Raw genomic sequence first — 16,662 nt, forward strand, 5'->3', positions numbered from 1 at the left:
GGGGGGGGGCGGCGCGGCGGGGGGGGGGGGGGGGGGGGGGGGGGGGGGGGGGGGTGTTGTGGTGGGCGGGGGGGGGGGGGGGGGTGGGGGGGGGGGGGGCGGGGCGCGCCCGCCCCCGCCCCCCCCCCCCCCCCCCCCCCGGGGAAGGTCAGCGGCAGAGCGCCTCGTCCACCGCCTGCTCGGCGTGCGCACCGGCGTCGCCGTTGCCCGGGAACGCGGTCACGGTGATGCTCGCGGCGCGGCCGTCTTCGGTGATGCCGCCGAAGGTCTCGTAGCCCGGGATCGCCCCGCCGTGCCCCCAGGAGACCCCGCCGCAGGAGAGCGGGCGGCTGATCAGGCCGAGGCCGTAGCGGACTCCGGCGCCGAGCATCTCGGCGGGGACGGTGGTGCGCATCTGGGCGAGCTGGGCCGCGGGCAGCAGACGGCCGCCGAGCAGTGCCTCGTAGAACCGGGTGAGATCGGTGTTGGTCGAGACCATCGCGCCGGCCGCCCAGCCCCAGGAGGGGTCCAGCTCCGTGTAGTCGGTCAGCGACCCGTCCTCGCCGCGCAGGTAGCCCTTGGGGTGCGCCTCGTGGATCGTCACGTCCCCGGCGAGCGGGAAGTAGGTGTGACGCAGGCCGATCCGCTCGACGACGCGCTTGGTGATCTCCTCGCCGATCGGGCGTCCGGTGACCTTCTGGACGATCAGGCCCGCCAGCAGGTAGTTGGTGTTGTTGTACTCCCACTGGGTGCCGGGCGCGAAGTGGGCTTTCTGGGCCAGCGCGGCGTCGAGGAGTTCGCGCGGTTCGACGTACCGCTTGGGGTCGCTGATTATGCCCCCGGTGTTCATGTACTCGGGCAGGCCGCTGGTGTGCTGGAGCAGCTGGCGGACCGTGATGTTCCGGCCGTCGAAGCCGTCGCCGCGCACCAGGCCCGGCAGGTAGGTGTCAACGTTCGCGTCCAGGCCGATCTTGCCCTCGGCGACGAGCTGGAGGACGACGACGGCGGTGAACATCTTGGTGTTGCTGGCGATCCGGACCTGCCCGTCCACCGGGACCTTGGCCTTGGTGGCCAGGTCGCCGACACCGGCGGTGTAGGTGCGGGTACGGCCGTCGCGGCCCTTGACGGTGGCGAGGGCGGCGGGCATCCCGTCGTCCTTCACCAGCGCGTCGAGGCGCTGCTGCACGGAGTCCGGGCGCGGCGCGGCGGTGGCCGCGGACGGTGCCAGGACGCCGGCCACCACGGCGGCGGCCACGGCGGTCACGGTCGCCGCCACCCCGTGCCGGCGGCCGCGGAGGCGGTTCGGACGGCGGTTCGGACGGTGGTGCTGCGGTGCGTGTGTGTTCATGGGAAAGCCCCCTGGGTAGGCGCCGGAGCTCTTCGCGGCGCCCTTCAAGAGGACCATCTGACGAACCGTCAATCCGTCCGCGCAGAGGACGAAACCGCACCCGGGAGCGTGCTCCGGGTCGGGGCCTGGTGCAGGACCGTCCTCCCGGGGCCGTGCGGCGCCCCGCCCGTGTCCACTGCGCGTCGGCCCGGGCTCGGCGGATCGAGCGGGGTGGGGAGTACCCTTATTCCATAGAATTACCGAGAAAGGGGCCGCAGTCATGGCGGACCGGGCCGCGAAAACCGAGCTCTACGAGGCGTTCGCCGCCACCGGGAAAGCCCTCTCCAGCGGCAAACGGCTCGAACTGCTCGACCTGCTGGCCCAGGGCGAACGCACCGTCGACGCACTGGCCAAAGCCGCCGGCCTCAACCTCACCACCGCCTCCGCGCACCTCCAGACGCTCAAGCAGACCGGCCTGGTCGCCACCCGCCGCGACGGCGTCCGCATCCACTACCGCCTGGCCGGCGGGGACGTCGCCCAACTCCTCGACCTGCTGCGCCGGGTGGCCGAACGCCACCAGGCCGCCGTCGCCCCCGCCCGCACCGCGTACCTCGGCCCCGAAGACCCGGGCGAGCCGGACGCCGTCTCCCGCGAGGACCTGCTGACCCGGATCGCCGACGGCCGGGCCGTCGCCCTCGACGTCCGCCCCGTCGAGGAGTACGCCGCCGGGCACATCCCCGGCGCGCTCTCCATCCCCGTCGAGGAACTCGTCGCGCGGATCGGCGAACTCCCCGAGGACGCCGAGGTCGTCGTCTACTGCCGCGGCGCGTACTGCGCCCTCGCTTACGACGCCGTCCGGCTGCTCACCGCGCGCGGGCGGCGGGCGATCAGGCTGGACGACGGGATGCTGGAGTGGCGGCTCGCCGACCTCCCCATCGACGCGGGCCGCGACGGGGGTGCGGGCGGGTCCGCGGCCTGAGTTGGCGTCATGTGACGAAGTTGTGGGGGAATTGTTGGTTGGTGGCGGGGTCTCTGTTGGGCCTCTGTCATGAGGGGCGGTCGGAAACTCCGTCGGGGGAACTCCCGGGCCGGTCAAGGCCGGTGGGCCCCGGCGGGGTGATCGGGGGAGCGCGGGCCACCGGTTGAGCGGTGGAGGAGTGGTGACAAGCTTTTGCACAGTCGGCAGGCGGCATGGTCGGGCAATGATTTGGGTTCTATGATTCAGAGACCAAAGCGGACCCCCGGCCGCCGGAAGCCGGCCCGAGGGTCCCGAACTCACGGGGCCAGCAGGACGAGCGACCCCGGCGGTGCAAGTCGGGGGCGGGCATGTCTCAGCAGATCGTGGTCGATTCGGCAAGTCTCCGGATCGAGGGCAGGAACATGTCCGCCGTCGGTGAGGACTTCCTCGCCGCCCTCCAGACCCTCTCCGGCCGGCTCGAATCGCTCGAACAGGGCGACACGCCCCCCTGGGGCGACGACGACCTCGGCGAAAAGTTCGGCATCGTCTACGAGGGCCTGCGCGACGGCATGAAGGAGTCGATGGACTCCCTCGGCACCCGGATCGGCGAGATCGGCGGCAAGCTGCAGAGCATGGCCGACAGTCACGAGGCCAACGAGAGCCAGAACGAGAGCAACATCCACACCCTGGAAGCCCGCGAGGGCGAAGTCGGCGGCCAGATCCGGGCGCTGTACCGGCCGAGGGTCTACTGACCCAGCCGCTCGCGGCGCGGCGGGGCCTGATGCCCGACGCCGCGTCCGTTCCGGCGCCGTCGCGCCGGTTGACGGCCCGTCCGTCTGTTGGTCCGTCCGTTCGTTCGTGTGAGGTCCAGGGGGTTTGGCGAAGTGTCGCTGATGTTGCCGAGCAGTGTCGAGTGGGTCCTGGAGATGCTCGGCTTCGACTGGCCGACCGCGGACGAGGACAAGCTCCGGGAGTCGGCGCAGGTCTGGCGGGACTTCGCGGATCAGGTGGAGGAGCTCCACTACCGGGGTGCGAGCGCGGCGAACGGTGTGCTGTCGAGCAACTCGGGTGACAGCATCGACGCGTTCGGCAAGACCTGGGAGAAGTTCTCGGGCGGCGGTTCGGACGGGTATCTCGCGGACGCGGCGTCGGCGGCGCGGTTGATCGCTGTCGCGTTCGACGCGGCGGCGGTGATCGTGGTCACGTGCAAGGTGGCCGTGATCGCTCAACTGGTGGCGCTGGCCGTGGAGTTGATCGCCGCTCAGGCGGCTGCGCCGTTCACGCTGGGTCTGTCGGAGCTGGGCGCGGTCGGGGCGACGACGGCGACGAAGATGATTGTGCGGCGGTTGCTGAAGGAGCTTCGGCAGGCGTTGATGGAAGCGATCATGGAGACGCTGAAGGAGCCGGCGGTCTCGGCGATCCAGGGCGTGATCAGCGACCTGATCGCGCAGACCGTGAACCAGAACTTCGGTGCGCAGAACGGGTACGACCTGGGGCGGACGGCCAAGCGCGGCGCCGACGACTTCGTCGACTCCGTCAAGAACTCCGGCCAGACCTTCACCGAGGCCCTCCGCGACGGCGTCGGTTCGCGGGCCGGCGGCCACGTCCGCAGCGGCATCGACCATGCGGCCGGGCACGGGGATTCGTCTTCGGGCGGGCACGGCTCGGGGGACTCCTCTTCGGGTGGGGGCGACCGCTCCGGGAGTGACCGTTCGGGAGGGGATTCGGGTTCGGGCGCCGGGGCGTCGTCTCCCGGGCACGGGGCCGGGCCGGTGCCGTCGGCTGGTCCGCACGTGAACTCGTCCTCCGGGGGCGGGAGTTCGTCCAGCGGCGGGCCTTCGCAGCACGGTGGGAACGGCAACGGTCCGACGCCCAGCTCGTCCGGCTCCGCCGATTCGGCGGGCAGCGGGTCGGACCACCACGCCCCGAACAGCGGGAACCAGCCCGCGCCGCCCCGTCCGCCACGCGCCGACCACGGCCCGGCGCTCGACCCCTTCGGCACCCGCCTCGGCACCGACCACCAGCCCCCCAGCCACGAGGCCGCCGCCGGCCCGTCCGGCCCGTCCGGCCCGTCGTCGCACGACGGCTCCACGCGGACCGGTGCGGACGGCGGGGGGCCGACGACCGGGGCTGACGGTGTGCGTCCGGCTGGGCATGACGGTGTGCCGCATCGGTCGGAGTCGGATGCTGGGCGTCCGGTTGGGCATGACGGTTCGTCGCGTGGAGCCGGGCCGGATGTGGGTCGTCCGGCGGGGCATGATGGTTCGGGGCATCGGTCGGATGTTGATGCGGGTCGGTCGGTTGGGCACGATGGTGCGGGGCGTGGGTCTGAGCATCACGGGCCGTCCCATGCTGGTGCGTCGCCGACGGGTACGGATGGTGTGCCGCATCGGTCGGAGTCGGATGCTGGGCGTCCGGTGGGGCACGATGGTTCGTCGCGTGGGGCTGGGCCGGATGTGGGTCGTCCGGCGGGGCATGATGGTTCGTCGCATCGGCCGGATGATGCGGGTCGGCCGGCTGGGCATGACGGTGCGGGGCGTGGGTCTGAGCATCACGGGCCGTCGCACGCTGGTGCGTCGCAGACCGGTACCGATGGTGGGCGTGCGGGCGGGCATGACGGTCCGACTCCCGGGCCCGACCACAAGTACAAGCTGGACTTCGACGAGCATTCGCTGAACGGCGACGTCGTCAAGGACCCCAACGGGGTCAAGGTCGTCCACGACCAGATGAGCGTCCAGTACCACGGCGGCGCCGCCACTGACTTCGGCGACGCCGGTCACAAGCCGGGCTTCACGGTGCACCCGCAGCCGGGGGTGGGCGACAGCTTCGGGCACGAGCCGGCGCGTGGGGGTGACTCGTCGTCGGGCCCGTCGCACGGTGCCGACTCGCGCCCGCCAGTCGGGGGCCCCGTTTCGGCCGGGGGTGCGCCGCCGTTCCGGGGCGGCGACCAGCGGAACGGTGACTCCGACTCCGGCGCGCACACCGGTCAGGTGCCGCCGCGTCTGGACGTGGCCGGTCTCGGTGCCACCGCCACGGCGACGCCGCCCCACGCCGGTCCCGACCAGCGGCCGGGTGTTGGCGGGATTCCGGCGAGCGGCCCCGACGGCACGAGTGTCGGCCCTGCGGGTGGGGCCGGTGTGCCGGGTGGCGGCATGCCGATGGGCGGTGGCGCGATGCCGGGTGGCGGCGCTCCGTCCGGTGCGGGTGCGGGTGTGGGCCGAGCGACGTCCGGACCCGGTTCCGCGCCGACGGTGCCGAGTCAGGGCTCGGCCCACCAGGGGCAACAGCACAACGGCAACTCCACGTTCACGCCGCGCCCAGCCGCCGACACGGCTCGCTCCGGCGGCGGACGCCCGGACGTGGGCCGGCTGGGCCCGGTGCGCCCCGAGGGTGGGCGCCCCGATGCAGCTCGCCCGGACACCGCGCGGCCGGACACGGTGCGCCCCGACGCGGCGCGGCCTGACGGCGGGCGTCCGAACGCCGGTCGTCCGGACGCTTCACGCCCCGACGGTGCGCGGCCGGACGCGGGTCGTCCGGACTCAACTCGCCCTGACGCGAGTCGTCCTGACGCCGGTCGCCCCGACGCTTCGCGGCCGGACGCGGGGCGCCCGGATTCGGCGCGTCCTGACGCGGGCCGTCCCGACTCAACTCGCCCGGATGCCCGTCGTCCGGACGGTTCGCGCCCTGACGCAGCGCGTCCTGACGGCGGGCGTCCGAACGCCGGTCGTCCGGACGCTTCGCGCCCCGACGGTGCGCGGCCGGACGCGGGTCGTCCGGACTCAACTCGCCCTGACGCGAGCCGTCCTGACGCCGGTCGCCCCGACGGTGCGCGGCCGGACGCGGGGCGTCCGGATGCGGCGCGTCCTGATACGGGTCGTCCGGACTCAACTCGCCCTGACACAGGCCGTCCTGATGCCGATCGTCCCGACGCGGGCCACCCCGAAACGGCGCGCCCGGACGGTGCTCGTCCCGATTCCGCGCGCCCGGACTCGACGCACCCCGACGTCGATCGTCACGACGCGGACCGCCCCGACACCGACCGTCCGAACACCGACCGTCCCGACGCGTCCAACGCCGACCCCTCGCACTCCGCCGACCCCTCGCGCTCCGCCGACGCCTCGCACCAGGACGGTCCGGTCGCGGACGGCCATGCGCACCGGCCGGAGGCGCTCGCGGACAGTCGGCCGTACGACACGCCGGGTGGGCTGGACCGGCCGGATCCGCAGCATCAGGTGGATCTGGAGAGCCGGGTGCCGCGGAATCCGGACGGGACGCCGCAGCGGCATCCGGATCCGAACGGGGACTGGCCGGGGGCGGTCAACGGGGACGGGCACCGGGCGCCGGGGCGGGACAACAACTGCCTCGATGTGGCGCTGTCGACGGCCGACACGTACAGCGGGAATCCGACGGCGGCCGCGCCGCGGCGCGACGGTGGGCCGGAGGGGGAGCGGGGCGGCCGGGACCGGGCTGAGGGTCAACTCGGGGCGCCGTTCCGGGACATGGGCAACGGGGACGCGGCGTTCCGTCGGGTCGAGGACCAGTTGCGCGGGGACGGGCACGGCTCGCAGGCGGTGATCATCACGCAGGACGCCAACGGGCGGGCCCACGCGTGGAACGTCGTCAACCACGACGGGAAGATCACCTACCTGGACAACCAGACCGGCCAGCGCAGCGACAAGCCGCTGCACAACGGTGACCACGGCGTGTTCGCGATCACCCTCGACCCCGACCGCCGCCCGACCGGAGACCACAGCAACCAGGACCACAGCGCCAAGGACCAAGGCACCCCCGACCGGCGTCCGGAAGACCGGCGTCCGGAAGACCCGGCGGGCAAGAAGAACAAGGCGGAGGACGACCCCGAGGGCGGCGCGCCCACCAAGAAGCCGAAGCACAGCGGGGACGGGAACGCCGAGGCCGGACCGTCGCACCACAACGACACGCCCAAGACCGACAAGCAGGTCATCGACGAGCGGCGGGCGAACGACCCCGACCACCCGATCCACGAAGCGGCCCGCTCCGACGAGAATCTCGGCCCGAAGCAGGACAAGAACCAGACGCACAGCAACCTCCCGCCGGACGACGCCCAGGTTCGGCTGCGGGAGACCAACGACGTCCGCCAGATCGACCGGAACGGCGTCTACAACAAGCTGAACGAGTGGGCGGCCAGCGGCGATCTCGCCAGGGTGCTGGACGAGAGCAAGGGTGACGCGCAGGCCGGCCCGAAGACGTTCACCCGGGCCGATCTGGAGGCCAAGCTGCCCGGGTTCAAGGACATGAACCCGGGCGAGCAGGGCGCGGCGGTCGCCGCCATGGGCCGGATGAGCGACGCGTTCCACCAGAACCACGGTGTGGGCGCCAGCCCCGAGTCGATGGCCCACCCGTACAACGCCGACCCGCGGGTGGCCGGCTCCCGCCCGGGCGAGGCGGACACCGCGAGTCGCGGCGGCGTCGACCACAGCACGTCCAAGGGCGAGGCGGGTCTGAAGCAGTCGCCGGACTACCAGCAGCTCCGTGCGGACATCAAGCAGGCGTTCGGGACGCGCAGCATCCAGGCCGCGGTCAACCAGGCCGTGCACCGGCCGGACCTCACCGGGCGCAACTACGCGGTGATCGAGGTGTACGACCCCAAGACGCGGCAGGTCAGTTTCGTGGTGGACAGCTCGGTTCCGCCCAGCAAGCCGCGGGCCGGGATCACGCCGCTGCACTCCGAGACGCACCTCGGCGGCTGGATGGACCACCTGAAGGCCACCCGTGATCAGAAGGACCAACCGGAGGTGCTCAGCCTCTACACCGAGCGCGAGCCGTGCGGCATCGGCCCAGGTCACGCGGACTGCTCGGGTTATCTGTCGCGTGATCAGACGGGCGTGCCGGTCTACTATGCGACCGGGTACCGGCATCAGAAGGACGCGGGCGCCGACGTGGCCGGCCCGGCCAAGCAGCAGATGGACCGGGACTTCGGCGACCACGTGGCAAAGGTGGGCCGGGCCTGGATGGGGATGGAGCAGCACCGTCAGCCCCCAGCTCCGGCCGGGCCGCAGCACTGAACGAACATGAGCGAGTGAGCAAGGGAGTGGCCGGATGACCGGGCGCGACGAGACGGCGGTGGCGGCGGCGATCACCGCCGCCACCGCGCGACTGCAGGACGGCAGCCGGGGCCGGCTCCACGTGACCGGCCCGGCCGGCAGCGGAAAGAGCGCGGTGCTCGCCGGGATCGCCGAGGCGTTCCCGGCGGCGCTCCTGATCGACTTCGCCGGGCGCAGCGCCGACTCCGTGGTGCAGGAACTGATCGACCGCACCGGCGTGTTGGAGCGCACCTTCGGCAGCCTGGACGAACTGAAGCGGGCGCTGCGCCGCGACTGGACGCCCCGCACCGTGCTGCTCGCCAACACCCAGCTGGCGGGCTCGGCGGCCGGCGGCGCGGCCGACCAGGCCCGGGCGGTGGTCGCCGAGCTCGCCATCCCCGCGCAGGAGGGCCGGCTGCAACTGGTCGTCGAACAGTCGCAGCCCCCCGAACCGCCCGCCGCCGAGCCCACCGGGTACTGGCTGGACGTGCTCCGGCTTCCCGGCGGCACGGGCCCGGAGGAACTGGCGGCGCTGACCGCCGCCGTCCCGCCGCAGACCCTGTCCGCGTTGCGGGCGCTGGCCAACGCCCAGCTGCGCCGGGTGCCGGTGGCCGGCTGGGCCGAGCTGTGCCGGGCCGCCGACGTCCTGGTGACCGAGGCCGACCTGCTGACGCTCGCCGCCGAGCCGCTGGTGCGGGAGGCGGACGGCACGGTCGGGTTCGACCGTCCCGCCCTGGTCGAGGAACTGCGTTACGCCCCGGCCGAGGCCGCCGCGTTCCACTCCCGGATGACGGAGCAGCTGTCGGCCGCCGACCTGACCGCGCCGTGGGCGGCCCGTTCGCTGCCCGGCCACGCCGCCGCCGCCGGACGCTTCGACGAACTGCTCGACGACGCCCGCGCCCTCGCGCACGTCCCGCAGGACGCGCTGACCGAGGCCCTGCGCACCGCGTACGCCGACGGCGCGTTCCGCTACGGCACCCCCGCCGCCGCCCTGCGCTACCTCGTCGGTTACGGCCTGGCCGGCGCGCCGCACGGCGAGTGGGTCGCCCGGCTCGCCCACGACGCCCACACCCGCGGGCAGTTCGACCGCGCCGAGGCGCTCGCCGCGGCCTGCCCCGAACCGCTGACCTTCCGCACCGTGTGGTCCCGGTGGAGCCCGATCGGCGCGTTCACCCCCCGCACCGAGCCCTGGCACACCGAGGAGATCGACCTGGTGCAGGCCGCCGAACTGGGCGGCAGGCCCATCGCCGTCATCGAGGACGAGGAGGAGAACCGCTTCCTCCGGGACGCGTCCACGGGGGAGTCGGTCCCGGACGACGGCGACGAACTCGAGCCGGTTGAGGCCCAGTTGACGGTGCGTCAGAAGGTTGGCTACGCCGAGATCCTGGACGGTCCGGACGGTGCGCCGCTCGGACTGTTCCACCACCCCGACGCGGATGCCGTCGGCGCCGTCGGCGACCTGCTGGTGCTGGCCGGGGTGCGCGGCGCCTACGCCGTCCGGCCGGACGCCACGCTGCTGCGCGACGCGCCCGAGCACCGACTGGTGGCGCCGGTCGGCTCGTTCGGCCGCCAACTGCCCCGCCCCTACGACCCCGCCGACACGCCCGACCTGCGGCAGCTGCTGGAACAGGCCTTCGGCGCCGGGCAGTTGCACCGGATCGACCCCGTCCCGGACGGCATCACCCACCGGCCGACCCGCGAACTGCTCGCCACCGTCGGCCTGCCCGCCGTCGACAGCCCCACCGGCTACTGGCTCACCCCCGACGACGGGCTGCCCGCCCGCAACCGCCCGGACGGCGGCGGACCGTACTACCTGCTCGGCGGCTGGATCGCTGCCGACCTGGTGCTCGACGGCAGCAACGGCCGGGTGCTCCGGACGATGCCCGCGCACTGGCCCGACACGACCCACCCCAGCGAGCCGCTGATCGGCACCACCCTGGAGCACTTCCTCACCATGGTCGCCGTCCAGACCCAGTACCTGACGGCCTACTGGCCCACCGAGGCCGACAGCTACGACCTGCTCTCCGAACTCCGCACCCGCCTCGCCGGAATCGACCCCGACGCCGCCGCCACCGACAGCTGGCAGTACGTCCTCGAACCCGACACCTGGGCCTGACTCCCCGCCGCCCACTCCCCCGACCGGAGAGACCGACGTGACCGACACCACCGTCGCCCACCAGCCCCACCCGCACCTCGGCGGCCGGGCGGCAGCGCTGCGCACCCTGGCGGCCTGGCGGTCCGGCACGGCCGACGCGCCGCGCACGGTGCTGATCACCGGCGACAGCGGCAGCGGCCGCACCCGGCTGCTCACCGCCTTCCTGATGCTCTGCGACCCCGCACACCGCGCCCTCATCGACACCGACGCCCTCGACCCGTCCACCGTCCCGCCCGCCGACCAGCCCGCACCCCCCGTCCTCGACGCCACCGGCCTGACGGCCGTCCAACTGCGCTGGCTGCTCGCCGACCGGTTCGCCCCCGGCACCGACCGGGCGGACCAGCTGCCCGCCGTGCTCGCCGGAATCGGCACCCCCCAGCAGCCGCAGACCGTGGTCCTCGCCGACATCGACCGGGCCGGCACGCTGACCGGCACCGACGAGCCCGCCAAGGTCACCAGCGAGGTGCTGCTGCCACTCGCCCTCAACCCCGGCGTCCGCCTGCTCGCCGACCTGCCCCGCACCGAGGCCGCCCGGCTCGCCGAGGACGTCCCCGACGGCCAGGTGCGGATCCTCGACCTCGACCAGGACCCGTGGCGCGACCCCGACGCCCTGCTCCGGCAGGCCGAACTCGCCGTCCCCGACCCCGTCGTGGCCCGCCAGCTGGCCGCCATCGCCGACAGCCCGCTGGTGGTCCGGCTGGCCGGCTGGTCCGTCCAGGCCCACCCCACCGGCCCGCTGCCCCTGCCCCGCAGCGCCGGCGACGCCCTCGACCTGCACGCCGAACGCTGCGGCGCCGACGAACTGACCCTGCGCCGCCTGCTCGCCCCGCTCGCCCTCGCCGGACCCGGCGAACCCCTGCCGTTCGAGCTGTGGGCGCCCGTCGCGTCCGCCGTCGCCGGCAAGGACCTCGGCCCCGCCCTCGCCGCCGGCCGCGACCTGCTTCTCCCGTTCTTCGACCTCGCCACCACCGACAACGGCAGACCCGGCGCCCGCATCGTCCACCCCGCCGTCGCCGACGAAATCCGCGAACGCCTCGGCCGTACCGCCCGCGAAGTCCACCGCCGGATCGCCACCGCCCTGCTCGCCACCCTCGACGGCGACCGGCCGCAGCGCTGGGCCGACGCCCCCCGCTACGTCCGCGAACAACTCGCCGGACACGCCCTGCACGGCGGCCTGCTCGACCAACTCCTCACCGACCCCGGCTTCCTGCTGCACGCCGAACAGCACCGGCTGCGCGCCGCCGTCGACCGCCTCGACCCTGCCGCGCTGCCACCGCTCGGCCGCACCTGGCTGCGCCTCGCCCCGCTGTTCACCCGCCAGGAACTCGACGTCGAACTGCGCGCCGCACTGCTCGACCACGCCGCCCGCCAGGACGGCCTCCCCGGCGTCGACACCACCGGCCTGGACGTGCCCTGGCACACCCTGTGGGCCCGGCCGCTCACCGGCGTCGACGCCGTCACCGCCGCCGTCCGCCCCGACGGCAACCACCTGCTGGTCGCCCACCGACCCGGCCATCAGCCCGAGTTGACGGCCTACGACGCCCGCACCGGCGAGATCGACCACACCGACCCCGGGCAACTCGCCCGCCCCGACGACGACCAGCGCGCCGCCGGCACCCTCGCGCTCAGCATTGGGGGCGACTACGTCCGGCTCTGGCAGCGCGACCCCGCCGACGGCAGCGCCATCGGGCCGATCGCCGCGTTCCTGTCCGCCGCACCACTGGCCGGCGCCGACCTCACCCCCGACGGCCTGCTGCTGATCGCCGACGCGCACGGCATCGCCGCCCTGCGACCGGCCGGTCGGTGACCGGCGCCCGTCCACTACTGTGAACACCGACCAACCGGCTCCGAAGGAGAACGACCGCGTGACGACCCGTGAGCAGGCCATCGAGGCGGCCCACCAGTGGATCAACGGTGCCCGGCCCGAGGACCAGTGGCACCGGATCGGCGTGCACGAGTTCGACCTCGGCTGGGTGCTCTGGCCGATCCCCGACGCCGAACCCGACCGGCCCGTCGGCGAACGCCGCGCCCCCGCCGAGATCGGCACCGCCTGCGCCGTCGTCGACCGGGAGACCGGCGAACTCACCCACTGGCCGTCGGTGCCCGTCGACGAGGTCGTCCAGCTCTACCGCGACAAGCTCGGCGCGGGCAGCTACGACCCGTCCCGCCCGCCGGTGGTCGGCCCCGGCACCTCCGTCGTCCTCACCTACCGGGACGCCGCCGGCGAGGAGCAGAGCCTGTTCCAGCTCTCCACCCCCGGCGCCGGCCACCCCGAGGTCCGCGCCTGGCGCACCCTCCAGCAGCAGGGCGTCCGCCCCGAGGACGTGCTGTCCGTCTACACCGACCTGCGGCCCTGCGAACTGCCCGGCGGCTACTGCGCCCCCGTGCTGCTCGCTGAACTCCCCAACGCCACCTTCGACTTCGGCCACGCCTACGGTCCGCGCTACGACCGCCGGGCCGCCGGCGTCCGCGAGCTCACCGACGTCACCGAGGACACCTTCCGCCGGGCCGGGCGCCCCGCGCCGCCGCGTCCCAACCGGATCCCCTTCCCCCGCGCCGTGCCCGCGGCGGCTGTTGAGAGCGACCGCGAACTCGGCGCCCGGCTGGACGCGCAGTTCGGCGCCGAGCGGATCCACCGCGTCGCCGGCCCCGCCCCCGCTGCCACCGCGGCCACGTTGGCCGAGGCCGGACTGCCCGCCGAGGTCCCGTCGTTCTTCCGCCACCTGCCCGGGCTGCCCTCCGTCGCCGACCACCTCGCCGCGACCGGCCGCGGCGCCCGCGTCCCCGAGCGGACCCGTTCCCTGCTCGCCGACTACCTGGTCCTCGGCGACGACGGCCACGCGCTGATCGCCGTCCAGTGCGGCGACGGCGGCACCGGCACCGGAGCGGGCATCGGCCGGATCTGGGCCGTCGACCCCGACACCGGCACCGGCCGCTACCTCAACACCGACCTCGCCGCGTACCTGCGCTGCCTGTCCCTGCTCGCCACCCGCCACCCCGCCCTGCGCGGCCTCGACCCGCAGGCCGCCGGCCTCGCCGTGGACGCCTTCCAGCGCGAACTGGCCGCGCTCGACGGCACGGTGTTCGGCGACCCCGAGAACTGGTGGGCCGTCATCGTCGAGCAGCTGTGGGACGGCCTGCTCTGATCCGCCGCCGTCAGTAGCCCGGCGGCAGGGTCGCCACCGCGAGCGCGACGGCCTCCTCGGCGGTGGCGGCCGGGCCCGCGTCGCGGACCAGGAAGGTACCGTCGCGCAGGGGCTCGACGGCCGTCCGCCCGACCCGCTGATGCGGGTATTCCGTGACGGAGAACCACAGCGTGAAATGACTGGTCACCGGTGTCAGCCGGCGCAATCGCGGCTCGGCGAACGCCGCCTCGAACATCGCCCGGTAGCCCGGCGGCTGGTAGTGGGGAGGCTGGGTGTCGAACCGGCCCATCCGCTGCTGCCAGGCCAGCTCCGTCGCGTCCAGCGGCTCGCGCTCGTGCGCGAACGCCCAGTCGTGGACGACCAGGAACGGTGCGATCTCCCGCACCGCCGCCAGGTCGGCGCCCGCCAGCCAGGCCACGACCGCGGGCACCGCCGCCGCGAGGTCAGGGGCGTGTCCATTGGCGAGCGTGATGTTCGCGCGGGCCAGCGAGACGGTCGGCCCCGCGCCCGGAGTCCAGTTGCGGATCGACGCCCGGTCGCCGGTCTCCGCGTCGTGGAAGTTGGCGTGGCGGTGGCTGAACCCCTCCGGCTCGGGCAGCGACAGCCCCAGGCCGGCGGCGATCCGGTGGAGAACGGGGCCGAGGCCCGCGGTGGTGGATGCGTCGGTCATGGCGTGCAGTGTAGGGACGCAGGTGTGAACGCCTCTGGCGGCCGGGCAGTTGTTGCCCGTGCCGGCCGGGCGATATCCGGGTGGCGCCGCGCGCCATCGCTCGGCAGTCTCCGCCTGTACCGCCCCGACGACGACCAGCCCGGCCGGCCCTCGCTGCCGATCAACCGGAGCCGGCGACATGGACCCGGGCCGACGCCGGATGGCCGAATGAGCTGGTTCGTGCTCGTTCGGGTTGTGATCCGGCTCTCAGCGGTGGTCAACCTGCGGTTCGGCACCGCTACGGTCGGGCGCATGCCACAGAAGATCGTGAGTGCAAGTGAGACCGGCGAGCCGATCTCCGCCCACCGGAGGCGGTTCGCGCCGGAGCCGTTCCGTGCGGTCCTGGGCGCGTCCGTCCTGGCCAACACGGCCGACGGTGTCTTCCAGATGGGGCTGCTTCTCGTGGCGGCCCGACTCACGCATTCCGGGGGCGCGTCCTCCCTGGTGATGGTGGTGATGACGCTGCCGTGGCTGATCTTTGGAGTTCCCGCCGGTGTGCTGGCGGACAGGACCAGTCGCAAGGTGTCGATGGTCGCCGCCGACTGGGCCCGCGCCCTGCTCATCGCCGTGGTCGGTGTCGCCGCGGCCTGCCACGTCCTGTCGCTGCCCGTGCTGCTGGTGCTGGCGTTCCTCGTCGGCGTCGCCGAGACGGTGTTCAACACCAGCAGCGAAACCGTGCTCCCCACCATCGTCGCGCCGGACGCTCTCACCAAGGCCAACGGCCGGCTCAACACCTCCATGCGGGTGACCAGCCAGTTCATCGCCCCGCCCCTCGCCGGCTGGCTGACCGCCATCGCCATGCCCCTGACGTTCCTGGGCGCCGCAGCGGGCTACCTCGGCTCGATGCTCCAACTGGCCCTGCTGCCCAAGGACGTCGGACGCGTCCCGGCGCGCGAGGAAGAGCCCACCAGGATCTGGACCGGTCTCGCCTTCGTGCTCCGCCACCGGACCATACGGATGATCACCTTGACGGGCGCGCTGACCACGCTCGCGAACACCTCCTTCCTCGCCCTGCTCGTGGTGTACGCCACCTCCGGGCCGCTCCACCTCAGCGACGCCGGCTACGGACTACTCCTCAGCTGCGTCGGAGTCGGTACGGCGCTCGGCTCCCTGACCGCGCACCGCGCCGAACAGCGACTGGGCAGCGCCCCGGTGCTGTGTGCCTCACGCATCGGCTGGGGCCTGATGTTCGTCGCACCCGTGCTGTTCCACGGCCCCTGGCTCTGGGCCACCATGACTGCGGGCAGCTGCCTGGGAGGCATGTGGGGAGTCGTCACCGTCTCGCTGCGCCAACGACTTACACCGCCCGAGATCCGAGGCGCCGTCGGCGGGGCCTATCGCACGATCATCATGGGAGCCATGCCCGCCGGAGCGGCGCTCGGAGCCCTCGTCCAGAGCCGACTCGGAACCCCCACCACCTTCCTGCTCTACGGCGTCGGCATGGCTGTGCTCGCCGTCCCGGTGTACCGGTCCATGCCCAAGAAGCCGAGGAAGTCGCCCGCTCTCGACCCGCACCCCTCGGATTCCCTCACCGGCGAGCCCGGCGCCGATGTCCGATGAGGTGCGGCGAACGCGCGTGAGACGTTGCGCATTGGGGGTCGACCCGATCGGCTCGGTGGGGATCGTCGGGCTGCCGGGAGTGTCAACTGCGGTCGGGGGAGCGGCGTTTGCGGGTGCGTTCCACTGCCCAGGCGGTGAGGGGCGCGCCCATCAGGACGGCCGTCGCGGTGTCGATCCGGGCCGTCCAGCGTTCGTCGCCGGTGCTGGGGGTGGTGCCGAGTTGCGGACCGACGTGGCCGGTCGGGTCGGTGGTGACGGTGACGGTGGCGCCGACGTCGTAGTAGTCGCCGTAGCCGCCGTCGATCGTGGCGGTGATCGGCGGGCCGTCCAGCGCCTCCAGGGTGTAGCGCTGGTGGGCGTTGTTGTTGGCGTCCCACTCCGTGGTGACGCGGGTGACCCGGGCGTGCTGTTCGATGCCGTGGTCACGCAGTGCCCGGACGTCGAGCAGGTGCATGTGGCCGACCAGCATGATGGTGCCGAGGACGGCGACGATGACCAGCCAGCCGGTGGGGTCGTCGCGGGACCCCACCCAGGCGATGAAGGCGATCCACATGGCGATGATCACCAGTGTCGGAACGATTGCCTGAAGGTGTTGTTGGTAGGAGTATTCCGCCAGTCCGCGGAGTCCGAAGAACACCGCTGCCCATATCAGCGCCGCCAGCGCCGAGTTCCAGACCGCCCGCCCCGCCATGCGCATCGTCGCCCTCCCCAGGTCTTCGTACGTCGCGGACCAACGGTACGTGACGTCCGGGCCGGGAAACTTACA

Annotated in this window: 12 protein-coding genes; 7 read left to right on the forward strand and 5 right to left on the reverse strand. The window is 73.5% G+C overall.

All coding sequences use genetic code 11. The annotated features are described in order from the left end of the window. Positions 1-148: 148 nt before the first annotated feature. The gene (locus ACGFWJ_RS34090; RefSeq protein WP_392956444.1) at positions 149-1,327 is read right to left on the reverse strand and encodes a serine hydrolase domain-containing protein; all 1,179 of its coding nucleotides are present in this window, start codon (positions 1,325-1,327) and stop codon (positions 149-151) included. Between the two features lie 259 nt (positions 1,328-1,586). On the opposite strand from ACGFWJ_RS34090, the gene ACGFWJ_RS34095 reads away from it, so the two are divergent. Together ACGFWJ_RS34095 and ACGFWJ_RS34100 are read left to right on the forward strand one after the other, a co-directional pair. Further along, a complete protein-coding gene (locus ACGFWJ_RS34095) occupies positions 1,587-2,285 on the forward strand; it encodes an ArsR/SmtB family transcription factor (protein ID WP_392956447.1) in 699 nt (232 codons plus the stop codon). Positions 2,286-2,632: 347 nt separating this feature from the next. Beyond that, a complete protein-coding gene (locus ACGFWJ_RS34100; RefSeq protein ID WP_392956450.1) occupies positions 2,633-3,016 on the forward strand; it encodes a hypothetical protein in 384 nt (127 codons plus the stop codon). A gap of 269 nt (positions 3,017-3,285) precedes the next feature. Here the strand turns inward: ACGFWJ_RS34100 and ACGFWJ_RS34105 are convergent, their stop codons facing one another. Then, positions 3,286-3,468: a hypothetical protein gene (locus ACGFWJ_RS34105; protein ID WP_392956452.1), complete on the reverse strand. Its 183-nt coding sequence runs from the start codon at positions 3,466-3,468 to the stop codon at positions 3,286-3,288. 57 nt (positions 3,469-3,525) lie between these two features. Further along, positions 3,526-3,825 (reverse strand): hypothetical protein, encoded by a 300-nt coding sequence (locus ACGFWJ_RS34110; RefSeq protein ID WP_392956453.1) that lies wholly within the window; start codon positions 3,823-3,825, stop codon positions 3,526-3,528. A gap of 2,671 nt (positions 3,826-6,496) precedes the next feature. Here ACGFWJ_RS34110 and ACGFWJ_RS34115 point away from each other — a divergent pair. The 4 genes from ACGFWJ_RS34115 to ACGFWJ_RS34130 are packed head-to-tail and all read left to right on the forward strand — an operon-like array spanning position 6,497 to position 13,627. Beyond that, positions 6,497-8,308 (forward strand): toxin glutamine deamidase domain-containing protein, encoded by a 1,812-nt coding sequence (locus ACGFWJ_RS34115; RefSeq protein ID WP_392956455.1) that lies wholly within the window; start codon positions 6,497-6,499, stop codon positions 8,306-8,308. A 34-nt stretch (positions 8,309-8,342) separates the two neighbouring features. Next, positions 8,343-10,442, forward strand: a complete 2,100-nt coding sequence (locus ACGFWJ_RS34120) for an SUKH-4 family immunity protein (RefSeq protein ID WP_392956457.1) — start codon at positions 8,343-8,345, stop codon at positions 10,440-10,442. 37 nt (positions 10,443-10,479) lie between these two features. Next, the gene (locus tag ACGFWJ_RS34125) at positions 10,480-12,288 is read left to right on the forward strand and encodes an ATP-binding protein (RefSeq protein WP_392956458.1); all 1,809 of its coding nucleotides are present in this window, start codon (positions 10,480-10,482) and stop codon (positions 12,286-12,288) included. Between the two features lie 58 nt (positions 12,289-12,346). After that, entirely contained in the window at positions 12,347-13,627 is a 1,281-nt protein-coding gene (locus ACGFWJ_RS34130) for an SUKH-4 family immunity protein (RefSeq protein ID WP_392956460.1), read from the forward strand. A gap of 10 nt (positions 13,628-13,637) precedes the next feature. On the opposite strand, the gene ACGFWJ_RS34135 is transcribed toward ACGFWJ_RS34130, so the two are convergent. Further along, positions 13,638-14,297, reverse strand: a complete 660-nt coding sequence (locus ACGFWJ_RS34135) for a DUF6193 family natural product biosynthesis protein (protein ID WP_392956462.1) — start codon at positions 14,295-14,297, stop codon at positions 13,638-13,640. Between the two features lie 291 nt (positions 14,298-14,588). Between ACGFWJ_RS34135 and ACGFWJ_RS34140 the strand changes: the two genes are divergently transcribed. Beyond that, positions 14,589-15,896: an MFS transporter gene (locus tag ACGFWJ_RS34140; RefSeq protein ID WP_392956464.1), complete on the forward strand. Its 1,308-nt coding sequence runs from the start codon at positions 14,589-14,591 to the stop codon at positions 15,894-15,896. Between the two features lie 82 nt (positions 15,897-15,978). Here the strand turns inward: ACGFWJ_RS34140 and ACGFWJ_RS34145 are convergent, their stop codons facing one another. Continuing rightward, positions 15,979-16,593 (reverse strand): hypothetical protein, encoded by a 615-nt coding sequence (locus tag ACGFWJ_RS34145; protein WP_392956466.1) that lies wholly within the window; start codon positions 16,591-16,593, stop codon positions 15,979-15,981. Between the last annotated feature and the right edge of the window lie 69 nt (positions 16,594-16,662).

The organism is Kitasatospora sp. NPDC048407, from assembly GCF_043200475.1.
Taxonomy (GTDB): Bacteria; Actinomycetota; Actinomycetes; order Streptomycetales; family Streptomycetaceae; genus Kitasatospora.